Consider the following 17,626-nt stretch of genomic DNA (forward strand, 5'->3'; position numbering starts at 1 on the left):
GTATGCTACTTGCGTAAATACATACCGCTATGGCGCACGTTCATGCCGCCGCAGCTGAAATTGTCGTTGACGACCAATATCCGGCCCAGCAAGGTCATACCGACCTTGCAATAATCATCGGCAGCGCTGGCCGTTGCTCCGGCGGTGCGCAAGGGCGCGGTCATACCGCCAAAATTACTATACGGTTCGCCACTCATGGATAGGCCGCCGTCCCAGCGCAGCTTCGAATCCATCTGCAACTGGCCACTGCTGTCACGCCTAATCTTGATGCGCTGCGGATCATCCACCCATAGCCCGATCCAGTCATCCTGCGTTGGTATGGGCGGCGCAGGCAGGAGCTTCAGCTTATTGGTCGGCACCCATTCGATAAACTGCCGCTTGCGCCCTTGATACCAGACGCAGCTCCACTCCCCCTGCCTCTGGCCCACCACCACCTGATCACCGGGTACGAGGTAGCTGTTCTCGCGGCAGGCCGTGCCACGTTCGGGACAACCATCCCAGCCACGATAGAAATACACCCGCTCGCCCGTCTCGCCCAGTATCTCGGCCAGCTTCAGATCGCGCTGCTGCGCATCCGGCCCGGTAGAAGCGCAGCGTACTGGCGCCAGCACCTCGCGAGGCACCGGAGCTTGGGAACCAGTGCAACCGGCCAGTAGATCCATGTCCACACTGACCGGACCATACCATTCACGCACCCCGGCATAGCCACCGGAACGCAGTATCCAAGCCTGCTTGCTCAGCGTATGCACAAACGCCAGATGGCTGTAACCATCGAGTATCGCACCGCGCCCGTTCAAAGGAACCTGCACCACCTGCTCGTCGCCACCGCCGAAATGCGCTTCTTCGGCAGGAATCTCGCGTTCGAAACCGGTAGCGGAGATGCCATAGCGGCGCACCAGATCATCGGCTAGCGGGCAGGCTTGCGCACCGGCGATTGCCAGCAAACCGCCCAGTAAAACAGTCCAGCGCCACATATCTCTTACTCCCCGATCTATTGCTGCTGTCCGCTTGACTGCCCGCCAGTGGCAAGACAATCCGCAAGCAGCGCAACAAACCGCGTGCGCAAGGCGAAGTATTCCGCCTCACTCGCAAACTCGCGCACTTCCTCACGCTGATTCAGCAGGTAGGCAGTGGCGGTGGTGCCGCTGCGTTCATCGAACAGGGTATAGTGGCCGAGCACACCTGCGGCCAAGCCAAACACTTTGAAGTTCAGACCCAGTATCTCGACTCCCTGCTGTGTACTACGTTCCAGCACGATCTCGTTGGGCGGCTTGCTTGCCGCAGCAATATCCTGCACCTGCGTCGTAATGGCCAGGCGGTCATCGGCAAAGCGCCCGCGGAACGAACGCTCCAGCTTCAGGTTGACCAGCGCGGCACTACTGTTGCGGAACATCATCAGGCGGTAGCCATCCGCAGTCGAAACGGATAGTTCGCCCTGACGGGTACGGACCATACGCCCCGTCGCGCTGGCGGGCAAGCGGTCACGCTGACGAAACTGGAAGCCATCACGGTTGACGCACTCCGTTAGAGGCCGTAACGGATCGTCAGCACGCTCTGCGGCCGCACTGGCTGCCGCGCTGGCTAGCAAAGAGAAGAACAGCAGAAAAAACTTGGCCATGCCCTGATGTACTCCCATGGTTATGCGAAAAGATGGTGCAGCTTACCATCAGACATTCCATGAAAATACGCCAAATGTCACCGCGCGGCATCGAGTTCCAACGCCGGTAGTATGGATGTTCAAGGGAGTGCCGGCTCAACCCGCACGACACCTTCGATCCCGCTAGCCTGCCCCTGCCGTCCTTCGATCAGCACGTTCAGCTGACGCGCCCCCGCACCCGCAGGCAGCGTAACGCGCAGCGGTGCGGCAGCGTCATCGTCCTTGCGGCCTATCAGCTGACCATCGAGCCAGACTTCGGCACGTCCGGCCACACGCAGGAAGTGCAGCACGCCGCTGCCATCGGCCAGTTTTTTGCGGGGCGTGAAACTGGCACGGTAAATCCGGTAGCCTGATTTTTCCGCCTCCGCTGCGCGCAGCATAGGCGGGTCACCATACTCCCACGTATTCATATCGAAGTCCGCCAGTACCTGATTCGGGTCAGGCCGCGTGGTACTGAAAGGTGAAATGCGCCAGTAGTTGACCGTGTTGAAGGGCGCTGCCGATGCCGGCTGCGATGGCAGCGGCGTGACCGCGCGCACCGGCAGCACCAGCCGCGCCGGCGCCAGCCCTGCAGCACTGGCCTCCACCACCAGCTCACCTGCGCTGTTATCGAGCGATTGCACGATCAACTGCGCCAGACCGTGGAACAGTTTGCGGGTCGGGCCTTTTTCGTCTTCGTGCGAAGTGGGATCGCCATTACCATGGCCGAGCGACTGCCCTGCCCCCTGCACGCTGAAGCGGATTTCCGCATCGGCCAGCGGCACAGCGCGGCCCTGCGCATCCAGCGCCCGCACCGTAATCGGCATCGCATCGCGACCATCGCCGCGCAGTTCGGCGCGATCAGGCACCAGCTCGATGCGCACGGGCGCGCCCGTGGTCTCGACAGCAGTCTGCGCGACCAGCTTGCCGCCACGGTAGGCCAGCGCTTCCAGCTTGCCGGCAGCATAAGGCACCTTGAAATAATTCATGCGATATGGGTCCACCTGCTGTTCGCCTAGTGGCTGTCCATTCAGCCGCAGCGCCACCTTCTCCGCATTCGACATCACCATCACGCGGATCGCCTGCCCCTCACGGCCAGCCCAGTTCCAGTGCGGCGCGATATGCACCAGCGGCTGGTCCTTGATCCACTGTACCTGATGAATGTAGTAGGCATTCTTGGCGAAACCGTTCAGATCCATGATGCCGAACACCGAGTTCACGGCCGGCCACTGATTCGGCGTAGGCTCGCCGCGATAATCAAAGCCGGTCCAGACGAAGCCACCCGCCACAAACGGACGACGCGCAATCGCCTCCCATGCATCGCGATGGCTATTGCCCCAGCTGGCGTAATCGTCGTCATAACTGGCAAACACATTGGTGCTCTGGTCGGTAGTGTAGACACCGCGTGTCATGAAGGCCGAGGTATCTTCCGAGCTGGTGAAGGGCACCTTGGGGAACTGCAGATGGAACTTGTCGTAGGCGTCCACCTGATAATTGGCCCCCACTACATCGAGCGCCTGCCCCACGTTAAAGGGCGCAAAGAAGCCGCCGTTCATGGCCGCCGTTACCGGCCGCGTATCGTCAAGCGCCTTGACGGCCGCCGCCATGGTACGTGCCATCTGGTAGCCCGCCTCGGTGGACTGCATGGGCTCCTCGTTAAACAGTGACCACAGCACCACACTCGGATGGTGACGATCACGCCGCACCAGCCACTCCAGCTGCTGCATATAATCCGGCGAGATATTGAAATTGCGGTTCTCGTCCATGACGAGGAACCCCATACGGTCTGCCATATCGAGTATTTCGGCCGCCGGGGCACCGTGGGTAAAGCGGATTGCATTGGCACCCAGCTCTTTCAGACGGCGCAGACGATACGCCCAGATTGCATCGGGTACGGCCACACCCACACCGGCATGGTCCTGATGGATACTCACGCCCTGCAGTTTAACGTGCTGGCCGTTGAGGAAAGCGCCATGCTCAGGATCGAAGCGGATCTCGCGCAGACCGGTGTGCAGGCTGGTTTCATCCACCGCAGTGCCATTCTGTATCACCCGTGCGCTGACCTGATAGAGTTGTGGCTGCTGCAGCGACCACAATGCCGGCTTGGCGATCTGCAGCGGCAAGCGCACTACTTCCTGCGCCAGCACAGGCACCTGCACCTTGCTGCGGCGAGTCGCCACCAGTGCACCGGATGGATCGCGCAGCGCCACTTCGACTACGGCGCTAGTCGCAGCCTTGCCGCCATTTTTCAGCGTCACGGCAACAGGAATACTCCACTGCCCTTGCGGGCTAAGGCGCGGCGTTGCATGCAGGCCGTCCGTCACAATATGCAAAGGCGCGCGCTTGACCAGCCATGCGTGGCGATAGATACCTGCGCCTTCGTACCACCAGCCTTCCATCGGCACGGCATCGGCCCGCACGGCGATGGTATTCATCTCGTCGCCATAGCGCAGGTAGGGGGTGATATTGATGTTGCTGCCGTTGTAGCCGGACCAGTTGCGATGCACCAGGATACCGTTGACCCATACCGTCGCGTGGGTCGCGATCGCATCGAACTGCAGCTCGAACTGACGGCCACGCTCGTGCGCTTCAATGCGCAGATAGCGCCGATACCAGCCCACCCCACGCGGACGGTAGCCTTGTGCCAGATTTTCCTGCGCATCGAACGGTCCCTCGACCGCCCAGTCATGCGGCAGGCTGAGCGCACGCCAGTCACCGTCATCGTAAGTCGTACCAGCCGGCCCCCACGCGAAACCAGCCTTGCCGTAGCCATAGCTGGCGCCATGGCCTTTGACTTCGGGCGAGACGATATCGCCCAGATGGAACAACCAGCCGCGATCGAGCGACAGACGTTCGCGACCTTGGGTGGCTGATGCGGATATTGAAGTGAGGTCAGGAGCTGCAAGCGCTGCCACGGAAAAGCAAAACGTCAGCAGCATAGCCATCGCTGCACGGCGACGGCGCAGGACAAAAAGCAGAGTGGGAATCATCGGGGTACGACTCACGGAATAGTTATCACAGATCGCTGCGATGTTACGCAATCGTACTCAGGCTCACCAATGACTTTAACGATTCCAACTATACGATTCCGGAATAGACAATTTCGCGCACACGCACTGCCTATTAGGAAAATTTTAGATAACCGGCCCGCCCGCATTTTCCGTCGCGACACAAACTGTGCCGAACTCAGCTGAATGGAGCATCAGCCTTCTAAGCTGAGGGTCGCAGGTTCGATTCCTGCAAGGCAGGCCAAAATTCCAGTACAACACAAAGCCTTACAGATTTTCGGTTTTGGCTTACGGGACTTTTGAACCACTCTGGAAGTTGCCAGTAAGCTCATTCCCCTGGTCATCGCGAACAACTACGGGTACCAGAATGTGTCACGAAGCGGTGTATCAGATACGATCAAGCAAGAAAAATACTTGCTGAAACGGCAAATAATTCTCTTTGAAAAGTCTACTTCTGCCCCCACACTTAGTGCATTGCCTAGCCAATTGCACTGCATCCGGTAGTCATGGCGGCAGCAAGGAGAACGATTTGCAAAATGAAGAAGACCTTGTATCCGCCCGCCGTGGCAAATGGTCTGTTGCTGGGGTGCCGCATAAGGGCTGGGAGTGCGTGGACATTGTGGACATGGGCGAGCCGTCGCAAGAATGCGGGATGTGCGAAACAAGCATGGTGCGCTACGTGCATCGGATGGAACACCCGGACTATGAAGAAACGCTTGGCGTCGGGTGCATCTGCGCCGGTCACATGGAAGGCAACTTGGCAGCGTCCCGCGCCCGTGAATCGTCAATGAAAAGCCGGGCGGGAAAGCGCAAGCGCTGGCTAACGCGAGCGTGGAAGACTTCGGCAACCGGGAAGCGCTATATCGTCGCAGACGGCTACCGGATCACTGTGTACCCGAAGGGGAAGCACTGGGCCGCTACGATTGCCGCAACAGTTGGCGCGTTCGTGGAGCACTCAAAGATGCCATACAAGACAATGGATGAAGTGAAGCTGGCCGCGTTCGATTTCGTTACCCGGCGACTTGCCAAGGACGAAGCGGTCCGGGGCCGAAAAACCTAAAAAAGTTCTGGGATCGGGGCGCGAGATTGGACGCGGGACTGCGAAGGGCAATGGTTGAGGAGGAAGTAACATTGGCATCATTACAGAGCGCTTACAAGGCAATAATGATCGGTTGAGAGCCGTAAGCACCAAAACCCTGAAACCCGCATAGATACCAGCTTTGATTGGCCTGCCCAGCAGGAATCGAACCTGCGACCCTCAGCTTAGAAGGCTGATGCTCTATCCAACTGAGCTATGGGCAGTTTGTGTCGCGACGGGAAATGCCGCCGGAAATGAAAAACGGGCTGTCTTGACGACAACCCGCTTAGTGTTTTTGGTCGGAGTACAAGGATTCGAACCTTGGACCCCCTGGTCCCAAACCAGGTGCGCTACCGGGCTGCGCCACACTCCGAAGACATCATTCTAATGCTTGCGCTCTATAACGTCAATGTGCACAAGCATTTTCTTTCATTATCAAAAGGTTCAGCCTGAATTTAGGCCGCCATTTTGTCGGCAATCCGGCGTGCCATGCTTTGTGCAGCTTCCTCTTCCCGTGCTTCGACCATCACACGGATCAATGGTTCCGTGCCCGAGGCGCGGATCAGTACGCGGCCACTATCGCCCAGTTCGCGCTCCACGGCTTCCTTCTCGGCCACCATGGCTGCATTCTTGGTCCAGTCAAAGCCCGGCGTGACGCGAACATTGATCAGCGCTTGCGGGAAGATCACCAGATCCTTGGTGCAGTCAGCCAGCGACTTGCCAGCACGCTTGAGCGCGGACAGCACTTGCAGCGCCGAGATGATGCCGTCGCCCGTGGTGTGCTTGTCGAGGCACAGCAGGTGGCCAGAGCCCTCGCCGCCCAGCATCCAGCCATTTTCTTTCATTACCTCCAGCACGTAGCGGTCACCTACTTTAGCGCGGGCAAAGCCGATGCCCTTCTCTTTCAGCGCCACTTCCACGGCCATATTGGTCATCAGCGTACCGACCGCGCCCGCCACAGGGCCGGTGGCCAGACGATCCATGACCATCAGATACAGCAGTTCATCGCCGTTATACAGGCGGCCGTTGGCATCGCACATGATCAAGCGGTCGGCATCGCCATCGAGCGCGATGCCGAGATCGGCGCCGTGGGCGCGCACGGCTTCTGCCATGGCGGCCGGTGCGGTGGCGCCGTGCTTCAAGTTGATGTTGAAGCCATCCGGTTTGTTACCGATGGCGATCACTTCCGCACCCAGTTCGTGGAACACGTGCGGCGCGATATTGTAGGCTGCACCGTGGGCGCAATCGACCACCAGCTTCATGCCATGCAGATCGAGCTCGTTGGGGAAGGTGCTCTTGCAGAATTCCACATAACGGCCGTTGGCGTCGTCCAGGCGCTTGGCACGGCCCAGTTTTTCCGATGGTACGCAAGACATAGGTTGATCCAGCGCAGCTTCGATTTCCAGTTCTACCGCATCCGGCAGCTTGGTGCCGTGTTCAGAGAAGAATTTAATGCCGTTGTCCTGGAACGGATTGTGCGATGCCGAGATGACCACGCCAGCCGACAGACGTAGCGCGCGGGTCAGGTAGGCAATGGCCGGCGTCGGCATGGGGCCGGCCAGCATCACATCCACACCGGCGGCGGAGAAACCCGCTTCCAGTGCCGCTTCCAGCATATAGCCGGAGATACGGGTGTCTTTGCCGATCAGCACGGTCGGGCGCGAGCTGCCGCTGCGGCCACTGACCAGCACTTTACCGGCGGCGTAACCGAGACGCATGACGAAGTCCGGCGTGATCGGTGCTTCGCCTACCAGACCACGGATACCATCGGTGCCAAAATATTTACGGGACATTGCGTTTCTCTCTATCGTTATCGGTTAATTCCAGCCTGCCAGACTTTCAAGGCATCCACAGTTTCCGCCACATCATGCACGCGCACAATAGCCGCGCCTTGCGCTACCGCAGCCAGCGCGCCACCCAAGCTACCTGCCATACGCTGTTCGACAGGTTTGCCGGTAATACCGCCCACCATGGACTTGCGCGACAGGCCAGCCAGCAGCGGCATCTGCAATTCGGTAATGATGCGTGCTGTGGATCTTAGCAAAACATAATTATGCTCTAATGTCTTGCCAAAACCAAAGCCCGGATCGACACAGATGCGGCGCGGGTCGATGCCTGCGGCCGTCAGAGTCTCGATACGCTCGCGCAGAAAGGCAATCACTTCGGCCACCACATCGCCGTACTGGGGCGCCAGTTGCATCTGCTGCGGGTCTTTCTGCATGTGCATGATGCACAGCGCGCAGTCGCTGTCGCGCACGGCTTCGATCGCGCCCGGGGCACGGAAGCCATTGATATCGTTGATCATATCGACACCCGCGATGATGGCTTCGCGCATCACCTGCGGCTTGTAGGTATCTACCGAAATCGCGGGGCCCTGATCGCGCAGCGCGTACAGCACGGGCATCACGCGTTGCAACTCCTGTTCGAGCGGCAGCGGGTCGGCACCGGGACGACTCGATTCGCCGCCCACATCGATGATATCGACACCATCCCGTATCATTTCCTCGGCATGGGAAATGGCAAATTCCAGCGAGTGGTGCTGACCACCATCAGAGAAGGAATCCGGGGTGACGTTCAGGATACCCATCACGCGGGCGCGGGCATGCTCACCGGTCAATGGGTAGTTAAAGCGGCCAAACTGTAAAGTGCTATGCATGGAAGACGGTCGATACAATGAAAAAGGGGCGAGGATCACTCCTCACCCCGTTGTTACTTGCGGCTAGAACTGGCCAGACAGTGCTTAGGCTGGTGCCGTCACGCTAGGCGCCACACCCGAACCGCCATCGCTAGGCGGCTGCTTGCGGATGGTCACACCAGCTTTCGGTGCGCGTGGTTCCAGACCAGCCATGATGTCGTTGATCTGGTCGGCATCGATGGTTTCCCATTCCAGCAGCGCTTTGGTCATTACTTCGACCTTGTCGCGGTTCTCTTCCAGCAGCTTGCGCGCCAGTTGATACTGGGTATCCAGAATGCGGCGAATTTCCGCATCGACCAGTTGCTGGGTCGCTTCCGAAATCGTTTTGGAAGCGCCGCCAAAGAAACCATCGTTCTGGCTGTCTTCGTACACCATCACACCCATGCTGTCGGACATACCGAAGCGGGTCACCATCGAACGGGCCAGTTTGGTGGCTCGGGCGAAGTCGTTGGAGGCGCCGGTCGACATCTGGCCGACGAAAATTTCTTCAGCGATACGGCCACCAAACAGGATGGAAATCTCTTCCAGCATCTTGTCCTTGTAGCCCGAAATATTGTCGTGCTCAGGCAGCTGCCAGGTCAGACCCAGTGCCCAGCCACGCGGCATGATCGTCACTTTGTGCACCGGATCAGCCTTAGGCAGCAGCTTGGCCACTACCGCATGACCGGACTCGTGGTAAGCCGTATTGCGACGCTCTTCCTCGCGGATAATCATGGACTTGCGTTCCGGGCCCATGAAGATCTTGTCCTTGGCATCTTCAAAGTCGATCATATCGACCAGACGCTTGCTACGACGGGCAGCAAACAGCGCTGCTTCGTTGACCAGATTGGCCAGATCGGCACCCGAGAAGCCTGGCGTACCACGGGCCAGAATGTCGGCCTTCACATCGGTACCGATAGGCACTTTACGCATGTGCACGTTCAGAATCTGTTCGCGGCCGCGGATATCTGGCAGACCGACGGAGACCTGACGGTCGAAACGGCCCGGACGCAGCAGCGCTTTATCCAGCACGTCGGCACGGTTGGTTGCCGCCACCACGATCACGCCGGACGAAGCTTCGAAGCCGTCCATTTCCACCAGCAGCTGATTCAGCGTCTGTTCGCGTTCGTCATTACCGCCGCCCATACCGGCGCCACGATGACGACCCACGGCATCGATCTCGTCGATGAAGATGATGCAAGGCGAATGCTTTTTCGCGTTTTCGAACATGTCGCGTACACGGCTAGCACCCACGCCGACAAACATTTCCACGAAGTCCGAACCGGAAATCGAGAAGAACGGTACTTTGGCTTCACCGGCAATGGCGCGCGCCAGCAGGGTTTTACCCGTGCCCGGAGGACCGACCATCAGCACGCCGCGGGGAATCCGGCCACCCAGTTTCTGGAATTTGCTCGGGTCTTTCAGGAAATCGACGATCTCGTTGACTTCTTCCTTGGCTTCATCGCAACCGGCCACGTCGGCAAAAGTCACGGTGTTATTGGTTTCGTCCATCATGCGTGCCTTCGATTTACCGAAGGAGAACGCACCGCCCTTGCCGCCGCCCTGCATCTGGCGCATGAAGAAAATCCACACGCCGATCAGCAGCAACATCGGGAACCACGACACGAAGACCTGCTGCAGGAAGCCAGGCTCTTCAGGTGGTTTGATATCGAAATGGATGCCGGCATCGCGCAGATCACCCACCAGACCGCGGTCCAGCATGGTGGCCGTCGAGCGCACCTTGGTGTCATCGCTGCGGGTAGCAGTGATGTTGGCGCCTTCAATCACCACATCCTTGATGCGCTTGGCTTTAACCTCATCCAGCAAATCGGAATAAGCGATCGTTTTAGGACCACCGGATACGCTATGGCTGTCGAACTGCTTGTACAACATCAGCAGCAGCAACACCACAACTACCCAGATGGCGGATTTGGAAAACATGTTATTCACGAAAACTCCTTGGATGCGGGGCGCATCTGTAACCTATAGCTTGAAATCCGATTTTACCTGCAATAAACAACCACTGCCAGAAGGCCATTCAGGGGTGCGTGCAGATTTCTCGCCTAAAACACATTATTTGACCAAAACACGGGTGCGATCAAGTCAAAACTGATCTTCACGGTGGCTATGTGCGGCCCTTCAGGCAAATATCAAGGGCGGACGGGAGGGAAATCACCATCATCGTAAGGTTGCGAAGAAAGCATGCCATCGGTCGGGTTTTTCAGACCACGGCCCAGCAAAAAGATTTCCGAGGACTTGTCGCGGCTAGCCTTGGGCTTTTTCTGGATCACGGTTTTGAATTCCTGACGGAATTTCAGCACGATGTCATTGAAACCCATGTCTTTAAAACATTTCACCAGCAGGGCCCCGCCCGGCTTCAGATGGGCCTGCGAAAATTCGATGGCCAGATCGATCAAGTGTTCCATCCGCGCCGCATCGGAAGCGGCAATGCCCGACAGATTGGGCGCCATATCGGACAGCACCAGATCGACTTTTTGACCTTGCACCACATTTTCCAGCTGCTGCAGCACTTCCGGCTCGCGGAAATCGCCCTGAATGAAGTGGAAATCGGCAATCGGCTCCATCGGCAGGATATCCAGCCCGATCAGCGTGCCATTGATGCCGCCGCCCTCCTTGCCGGCCAGTTTGCGACGCGTGTACTGGCCCCAGCTTCCGGGCGTACAGCCCAGATCGACAATGACCTGACCCGGTTTGATCAGTTTCTCGTCCTCATCAATCTCCTTGAGTTTGAACGCAGCACGGGCGCGGAAGCCCTCTTTTTGCGCTAATTTCACGTAAGGATCGTTAATGTGGTCGTGAATCCAGTTTTTGTTGATTTTGTTCTTTGCCATTCGCGTAGAATACTGCCTTTAAGGGAACTACTAAAAAATATTATTATGCAAAAACTTACACCCGTTGAGCGCAGCGCACTGCGCGCCGAAGCGCATGGTCTGAAGCCTATCGTCCTGATCGGCGAGGCGGGATTAACCGCCAACGTCCTCAAGGAAATCTCACTGGGCCTCGACTCCCATGGTCTGATCAAGGTGCGCGTGTTCGGCGACGACCGCGAAGCCCGTATTGCCATGTATGAAAGCATTTGCGAACAGCTCGATGCTGCTCCAGTGCAACATATCGGCAAACTGCTGGTACTCTACCGGCCGAAGAAGGAAGCCACCAGCGAGCGTAGCGCCACAGCTGGCCGCGGTCTGCGCGAAGTCACCATCGTCAAGCCTAGCCCAAGCGGCACCAAACGTCCATCCGTGACTAAAGTTCTGCTGAAAGGCAACGAGCGCGTCACTCAGGGCGGCAACATCAAACGCGCCAAAGTGCGTCAGAAATCGACCAAAAAGAGTCTGGGCTAAGTCCTTCAGACTGCGTTTTTGCGAGAAATTCGGGGCCAGAGCATGCCGCATGCTCTGGCCCCGCTTTTTTATACGCTTTTTTATATGGGGTCAGGTCGGGCAAAGTGTCGGTGACAGGTCGGGCAATGGGGCACTCTAAATTCTGCCCCGATGCCCGACCTGACACCTGCACTTTGCCCGACCTGACCCCTAGTTTATTGTTTAATAACTAGCCAGGCGGCCAGCAGGCTCTGGACCAGATACAGGCTGCTGGAAATGCCGTGCAGGATGCCGAATTCGTTGTGAGCAGCGCCTTCCATCACGCCGCCGGGACCGGCAGTGGCACGCAGTCCAGCCATTATCGGCTGCAGGCCGAAGTGCATGATCAGGGTGCAGGCCAGCATGATGGCGACGATAATCAGCAGCACGCGACGGGTGCGGGCAGCGGAATTTGCGGCCGATCCGGCAAAAATGCCGCCCGTCTCGCTACCCCGCCCTACCCACAGCAAAGCCAGCATCACCAGTGCACAGGCCATCGACAGCCAGGCCTGATGGGCGAATAAATTGGCGGCAATATTGCCAGCCAGCACACGGTCACTCAGCGTGGCAAACAGGGTCGGCGCGGCCAGATAGCCGACCGTCCAGATACTGCCCGCCCACAGCGTTGCAACCAGTAGCCGTGTACGTGCGAGTAACATCAGACGTAACGCACTTCCAGAATTTCGTATTCGCGCGGGCCGGACGGAGCCTGCACTTCGACCACGTCGCCAGCCGATTTGCCGATCAGGGCACGGGCGATAGGCGAGGTCACGGAAACCTTGCTCAGTTTCAGGTCAGCTTCGTCAATGCCGACGATCTGGTAGGTCACTTTGGCGCCCGATTCCAGATCTTCCAGATCCACGGTCGAGGCGAACACCACGCGGCCTTCGGCGTCGAGGGTGGTCGGATCGATAATCTGGGCCGTGCTCAGCTTGCCTTCCAGTTCAGCAATACGGCCTTCGACAAAGGCTTGACGCTCTTTGGCGGCATCGTATTCGGCGTTTTCCGACAGGTCGCCATGCGAACGGGCTTCGGCGATGGCGTCGATCACGACACGGCGCTCTACGTGCTTCAACTGGTGCAACTCTTCGCGGAGCAGCTCTGCGCCGAACTTGGTAAGTGGAACTGAAGTCATCTTGTATTTACTCTGTTGTAACAATGGAAAACCACAGAGGCCGCGCCTACCTGCTGCGCGAGCTCTGTGGTTAGGAAGTCCTGCTTGCCGTCAGCGCGGTGACTCACCACGCTGACTCAAGAACCTTAGTGTAAGGTTTTATGCAGCCCTTGTAAATCGTACACTTGCAACTGATCCAGATGACGGATACCTTCCACCGCCGCTTCGGCACCGGCGATGGTGGTATAGGTGGTCACGCGCGAGGCCAGCGACGAGGTACGGATGGCGCGCGAGTCCGTAATGGCGCTGCGCTTCTCTTCCACCGTATTGATCACGAGCACGATTTCGTGGTTTTTGATCATATCGACCACGTGCGGACGGCCTTCCACCACCTTGTTGACCGGAGTGACAGGAATACCGGCAGCGGCGATCACGGCAGCCGTACCTTTGGTCGCTACCAGCGTGAAGCCGATTTCCACCAGATCACGGGCCACTTTCACGGCGCGCGGCTTGTCCGACGATTTCACCGACAGGAATACCTTGCCCGACTTCGGCAGCTTGATGCCGGCACCCAGCTGCGATTTGACGAAGGCTTCACCGAAGGTTTTACCCACGCCCATCACTTCACCGGTCGATTTCATCTCTGGGCCCAGAATGGTATCCACGCCAGGGAATTTCACGAACGGGAACACGGCTTCTTTGACGCTGTAGTAAGGCGGTACTACTTCCTGCGTAATGCCTTGCTGTGCCAGCGTCTGGCCAACCATGCAGCGTGCTGCAATCTTGGCCAGTTGCAGGCCGGTCGCTTTGGACACGTAAGGCACGGTACGCGAAGCACGCGGATTCACTTCCAGCACATACACTACATCCTGCAGCGCGCCGTTGATTTCCTGCTTCTGGATCGCGAACTGCACGTTCATCAGACCTACCACGTTGAGGCCTTTGGCCATCAGCGCGGTCTGGCGTTTCAGTTCGTCGATGGTAGCTTGCGCCAGCGAGTACGGTGGCAACGAGCAGGCCGAGTCGCCCGAGTGCACGCCAGCCTGTTCGATGTGTTCCATCACGCCACCGATGAAGGTGGTTTCACCGTCGCTGATGCAGTCCACGTCGCACTCGATAGCGTCGTTCAGGAAGCGGTCCAGCAGCACTGGCGAATCATGCGACACCTTCACAGCTTCGCGCATGTAGCGTTCCAGATCGCGCTGCTCGTGCACGATTTCCATCGCACGGCCGCCCAGCACATAGGAAGGACGCACCACCAGCGGGTAGCCGATTTCCTGTGCCAGTGCCAGCGCGTCGGCTTCGGTACGGGCGGTACGGTTAGGCGGCTGACGCAGATCCAGTTTGTGCAGCAGTTGCTGGAAGCGCTCGCGGTCTTCCGCAGCGTCGATCATGTCTGGCGAAGTACCGATGATAGGCACGCCGTTCTTTTCCAGATCCAGCGCCAGTTTCAACGGGGTCTGGCCGCCGTACTGGACGATCACGCCCAGCGGTTTTTCCAGTTCGACGATTTCCAGCACGTCTTCCAGCGTCAGCGATTCGAAGTACAGACGGTCGGAAGTGTCGTAGTCGGTCGATACGGTTTCCGGGTTGCAGTTGACCATGATGGTTTCATAGCCATCTTCGCGCATCGCCAGTGCCGCGTGGACGCAGCAGTAGTCGAACTCGATACCCTGACCGATACGGTTAGGGCCACCGCCCAGCACCATGATCTTCTTCTTATCGGTCGGATTCGATTCGCACTCTTCATCGTAGGTCGAGTACATATACGCCGTGTTGGTGGCGAATTCTGCCGCACAGGTATCGACGCGCTTGTAGACCGGACGGATGTTCAGCTCATGGCGACGGGCGCGCACGGCAGCCTGCGTGGTCTGCAGCAGGAAGGCCAGACGACGGTCCGAGAAGCCCTTCTGTTTCAGCTTGTACAGGGTGTTCTTGTCCAGCTGTTCCAGCTTCTGGGTGTCCATCCACAGTTCCAGATCGACGATCTCTTTAATCTGGATCAGGAACCACGGATCGATCTTGGTCAGCTGGTGCACTTCTTCCAGCGTGAAGCCTTGGGCGAACGCGTCGCCCACGTACCAGATACGCTCAGGACCTGGCTCGCCCAGTTCCTCTTCGATCTTCTCGCGGTCTTTGGTTTTTTCGTTCAGACCATCCACGCCCACTTCCAGACCGCGCAGGGCTTTCTGGAACGATTCCTGGAAGGTGCGGCCGATCGCCATCACTTCGCCCACGGATTTCATCTGGGTGGTCAGGTGGTGGTCGGCAGTCGGGAACTTCTCGAAGGTGAAGCGCGGGATCTTGGTCACGACGTAGTCGATCGAAGGCTCGAACGAGGCCGGGGTGGCACCGCCGGTGATCTCGTTGCGCAGTTCGTCCAGCGTGAAGCCCACGGCCAGCTTGGCTGCCACTTTGGCGATCGGGAAGCCGGTGGCTTTCGAGGCCAGTGCCGAGGAACGCGATACGCGCGGGTTCATCTCGATGACGATCATGCGGCCGTCTTTCGGATTGATCGAGAACTGCACGTTCGAGCCGCCCGTGTCCACACCGATTTCGCGCAGTACCGCCAGCGAGGCGTTACGCATGATCTGGTATTCCTTGTCGGTCAGCGTCTGGGCTGGCGCCACGGTGATCGAGTCACCCGTGTGCACACCCATCGGGTCCAGATTTTCGATCGAGCAGATGATGATGCAGTTGTCCGCCTTGTCGCGCACCACTTCCATCTCGTACTCTTTCCAGCCCAGCAGCGATTCTTCGATCAGCAGCTCGTTGGTTGGCGAAGCTTCCAGACCGCGTTTGCAGATGGCTTCGAATTCTTCTTCGTTGTAGGCGATACCGCCGCCGCTACCGCCCATGGTGAAGGATGGACGGATGATGGTCGGGAAGCCCACATCGCGCTGCACCGCCCAGGCTTCGTCCATCGAGTGGGCGATGCCGGAACGGGCCGAACCCAGACCGATCTTGGTCATGGCGTCCTTGAACTTGGCGCGGTCTTCGGCCTTGTCGATGGCTTCCGGCGTGGCGCCGATCAGCTCTACCTTGTACTTGTCCAGCACGCCGTTGCGGTGCAGGTCGAGCGCGCAGTTCAGCGCGGTCTGGCCGCCCATGGTCGGCAGAATCGCGTCCGGTTTTTCCTTGGCGATGATCTTCTCGACCACCTGCCACGTAATCGGCTCGATGTAGGTCACGTCGGCCATTTCCGGATCGGTCATGATGGTCGCAGGGTTGCTGTTGACCAGAATGACTTTGTAACCTTCTTCGCGCAGAGCCTTGCAGGCCTGTGCGCCGGAATAGTCGAATTCGCAAGCCTGACCGATGATGATCGGGCCGGCACCAATAATCAGGATGCTTTTAATATCAGAACGTTTTGGCATTTATTTTTTCTCCGTAGCTTCCATCAGGCCGATGAAGCGGTCAAACAGGTAAGCGACGTCAGTCGGGCCGGGCGATGCTTCAGGGTGACCCTGGAAGCAGAACGCTGGCGTATCGGTGCGGGCGAAGCCTTGCAGCGAACCGTCGAACAGCGACACGTGGGTGACGCGGCAGTTGGCTGGCAGGGTGTTAGGGTCCACCGCGAAACCGTGGTTCTGGGACGTGATCATGACTTTTTTGCTGTCCAGATCCTGTACCGGATGGTTGGCGCCGTGGTGGCCGAACTTCATTTTCAGGGTGGTGGCGCCGGAGGCCAGACCCATGATCTGGTGACCGAGGCAGATGCCGAACAGGGGAATCTTCTTCTCCATGAACACCTTGGCGGCAGCGATCGCGTAATCGCAAGGCTGCGGGTCGCCAGGACCATTCGACAGGAACACGCCATCCGGATTCAGCGCCAGCACGTCGGCTGCACTGGTCTGGGCTGGCACCACGGTGACTTTACAGCCGCGCGAGGTCAGCATGCGCAGGATGTTGCGCTTGACGCCGAAGTCGTAGGCCACCACGTGGAACTTAGGATCGGCCAGTTTGCCGTAGCCTTCGCCCAGTGCCCATTCGGTTTCGGTAAATTCGTAGGTCGACTGCACGGTCACCACTTTGGCCAGATCCATGCCGGACAGGCCGGGGAAGGAACGGGCCAGATCCAGTGCCTGCGATTCCGACGGCTCGTTACCTTGCGTACCCACGAGGATGGCGCCGGACTGGGCACCCTTCTCGCGCAGAATACGGGTCAACTTACGGGTGTCGATACCGGCGATGGCAACGATGTTCTCGGCCTTCAGGTATTCGGACAGGGTCTGGGTGGAGCGGAAATTCGAGGCTACCAGTGGCAGGTCACGGATGATCAGGCCAGCGGCATGAACTTTGGAGGATTCGACGTCTTCAGGATTGATGCCGTAGTTGCCGATGTGGGGATAGGTCAGCGTGACCATCTGGCGGCTATACGATGGATCGGTCAGGATTTCCTGATAACCCGTCATGGAAGTATTGAAGACCACTTCACCGGTAGTGTGGCCGGCAGCGCCGATCGAAAAACCTTTGAAGATAGTTCCGTCAGCGAGGGCCAGTATGGCTGGAACGGTGGGGCCAGAAAAAAATGGCGGCAAGGGCAACTCCTGATAAAGTTACCGTAGCTGCGCCACGTCAGACGACCGTCGTGCTATCTCAGCCATCTCAGGCTGGAAAGGATAGTCAGATTGAAGATGGATGAGTGGTAGTCGCTACGGTAGATGTGAGATTGGCTAAACCTTTGAATTATAACCAAATCTACCCTGCTTGGCAATGGCGTGGCGGGAGTTTTT

Annotated in this window: 13 protein-coding genes and 2 tRNA genes; 2 read left to right on the forward strand and 13 right to left on the reverse strand. The window is 58.4% G+C overall.

The genetic code is table 11. The features are described 5' to 3' along the window. Nucleotides 1-5 precede the first annotated feature (5 nt). From ABNT42_RS03520 to galA, 3 genes are all read right to left on the reverse strand, one after another. A complete protein-coding gene (locus ABNT42_RS03520) occupies nucleotides 6-974 on the reverse strand; it encodes a hypothetical protein (protein ID WP_348694088.1) in 969 nt (322 codons plus the stop codon). Nucleotides 975-991: 17 nt separating this feature from the next. Then, entirely contained in the window at nucleotides 992-1,618 is a 627-nt protein-coding gene (locus ABNT42_RS03525) for a hypothetical protein (RefSeq protein ID WP_348694091.1), read from the reverse strand. A 119-nt stretch (nucleotides 1,619-1,737) separates the two neighbouring features. Then, nucleotides 1,738-4,575, reverse strand: coding sequence for a beta-galactosidase GalA (galA, locus tag ABNT42_RS03530; protein ID WP_348694094.1), 2,838 nt, complete (start codon nucleotides 4,573-4,575; stop codon nucleotides 1,738-1,740). A gap of 598 nt (nucleotides 4,576-5,173) precedes the next feature. Here galA and ABNT42_RS03535 point away from each other — a divergent pair. Continuing rightward, complete coding sequence (locus ABNT42_RS03535; protein WP_348694095.1) at nucleotides 5,174-5,704, forward strand: hypothetical protein; 531 nt, start codon at nucleotides 5,174-5,176, stop codon at nucleotides 5,702-5,704. Nucleotides 5,705-5,869: 165 nt separating this feature from the next. On the opposite strand, the gene ABNT42_RS03540 is transcribed toward ABNT42_RS03535, so the two are convergent. The 6 genes from ABNT42_RS03540 to ABNT42_RS03565 all read right to left on the reverse strand — a co-directional run bounded on the left by ABNT42_RS03540 (nucleotide 5,870) and on the right by ABNT42_RS03565 (nucleotide 11,248). After that, a tRNA-Arg gene (locus ABNT42_RS03540) sits at nucleotides 5,870-5,946 on the reverse strand. Between the two features lie 72 nt (nucleotides 5,947-6,018). After that, nucleotides 6,019-6,095, reverse strand: a tRNA-Pro gene (locus ABNT42_RS03545). Between the two features lie 82 nt (nucleotides 6,096-6,177). After that, entirely contained in the window at nucleotides 6,178-7,515 is a 1,338-nt protein-coding gene (gene glmM / locus ABNT42_RS03550; RefSeq protein WP_348694097.1) for a phosphoglucosamine mutase, read from the reverse strand. Nucleotides 7,516-7,532: 17 nt separating this feature from the next. Next, nucleotides 7,533-8,378: a dihydropteroate synthase gene (gene folP, locus ABNT42_RS03555; RefSeq protein WP_348694099.1), complete on the reverse strand. Its 846-nt coding sequence runs from the start codon at nucleotides 8,376-8,378 to the stop codon at nucleotides 7,533-7,535. An 84-nt stretch (nucleotides 8,379-8,462) separates the two neighbouring features. Further along, the gene (ftsH, locus tag ABNT42_RS03560; protein WP_348694101.1) at nucleotides 8,463-10,346 is read right to left on the reverse strand and encodes an ATP-dependent zinc metalloprotease FtsH; all 1,884 of its coding nucleotides are present in this window, start codon (nucleotides 10,344-10,346) and stop codon (nucleotides 8,463-8,465) included. 200 nt (nucleotides 10,347-10,546) lie between these two features. Continuing rightward, nucleotides 10,547-11,248, reverse strand: a complete 702-nt coding sequence (locus ABNT42_RS03565) for an RlmE family RNA methyltransferase (RefSeq protein WP_348694104.1) — start codon at nucleotides 11,246-11,248, stop codon at nucleotides 10,547-10,549. 45 nt (nucleotides 11,249-11,293) lie between these two features. On the opposite strand from ABNT42_RS03565, the gene yhbY reads away from it, so the two are divergent. After that, entirely contained in the window at nucleotides 11,294-11,758 is a 465-nt protein-coding gene (gene yhbY, locus ABNT42_RS03570) for a ribosome assembly RNA-binding protein YhbY (protein WP_348694107.1), read from the forward strand. A gap of 194 nt (nucleotides 11,759-11,952) precedes the next feature. On the opposite strand, the gene ABNT42_RS03575 is transcribed toward yhbY, so the two are convergent. From ABNT42_RS03575 to carA, 4 genes are all read right to left on the reverse strand, one after another. Then, nucleotides 11,953-12,435, reverse strand: a complete 483-nt coding sequence (locus ABNT42_RS03575) for a DUF4149 domain-containing protein (protein ID WP_348694110.1) — start codon at nucleotides 12,433-12,435, stop codon at nucleotides 11,953-11,955. Then, nucleotides 12,435-12,911 (reverse strand): transcription elongation factor GreA, encoded by a 477-nt coding sequence (gene greA, locus ABNT42_RS03580; protein ID WP_155433667.1) that lies wholly within the window; start codon nucleotides 12,909-12,911, stop codon nucleotides 12,435-12,437. Before greA ends, ABNT42_RS03575 begins: the two co-directional genes overlap by 1 nt. Nucleotides 12,912-13,036: 125 nt before the next feature. After that, a complete protein-coding gene (gene carB, locus ABNT42_RS03585; RefSeq protein WP_348694114.1) occupies nucleotides 13,037-16,267 on the reverse strand; it encodes a carbamoyl-phosphate synthase large subunit in 3,231 nt (1,076 codons plus the stop codon). Next, complete coding sequence (carA, locus tag ABNT42_RS03590) at nucleotides 16,268-17,431, reverse strand: glutamine-hydrolyzing carbamoyl-phosphate synthase small subunit (protein WP_348694117.1); 1,164 nt, start codon at nucleotides 17,429-17,431, stop codon at nucleotides 16,268-16,270. Between the last annotated feature and the right edge of the window lie 195 nt (nucleotides 17,432-17,626).

Origin of the sequence: Duganella fentianensis, assembly GCF_964031615.1 — a bacterium.
Lineage (GTDB): Bacteria > Pseudomonadota > Gammaproteobacteria > Burkholderiales > Burkholderiaceae_D > Rugamonas > Rugamonas fentianensis_A.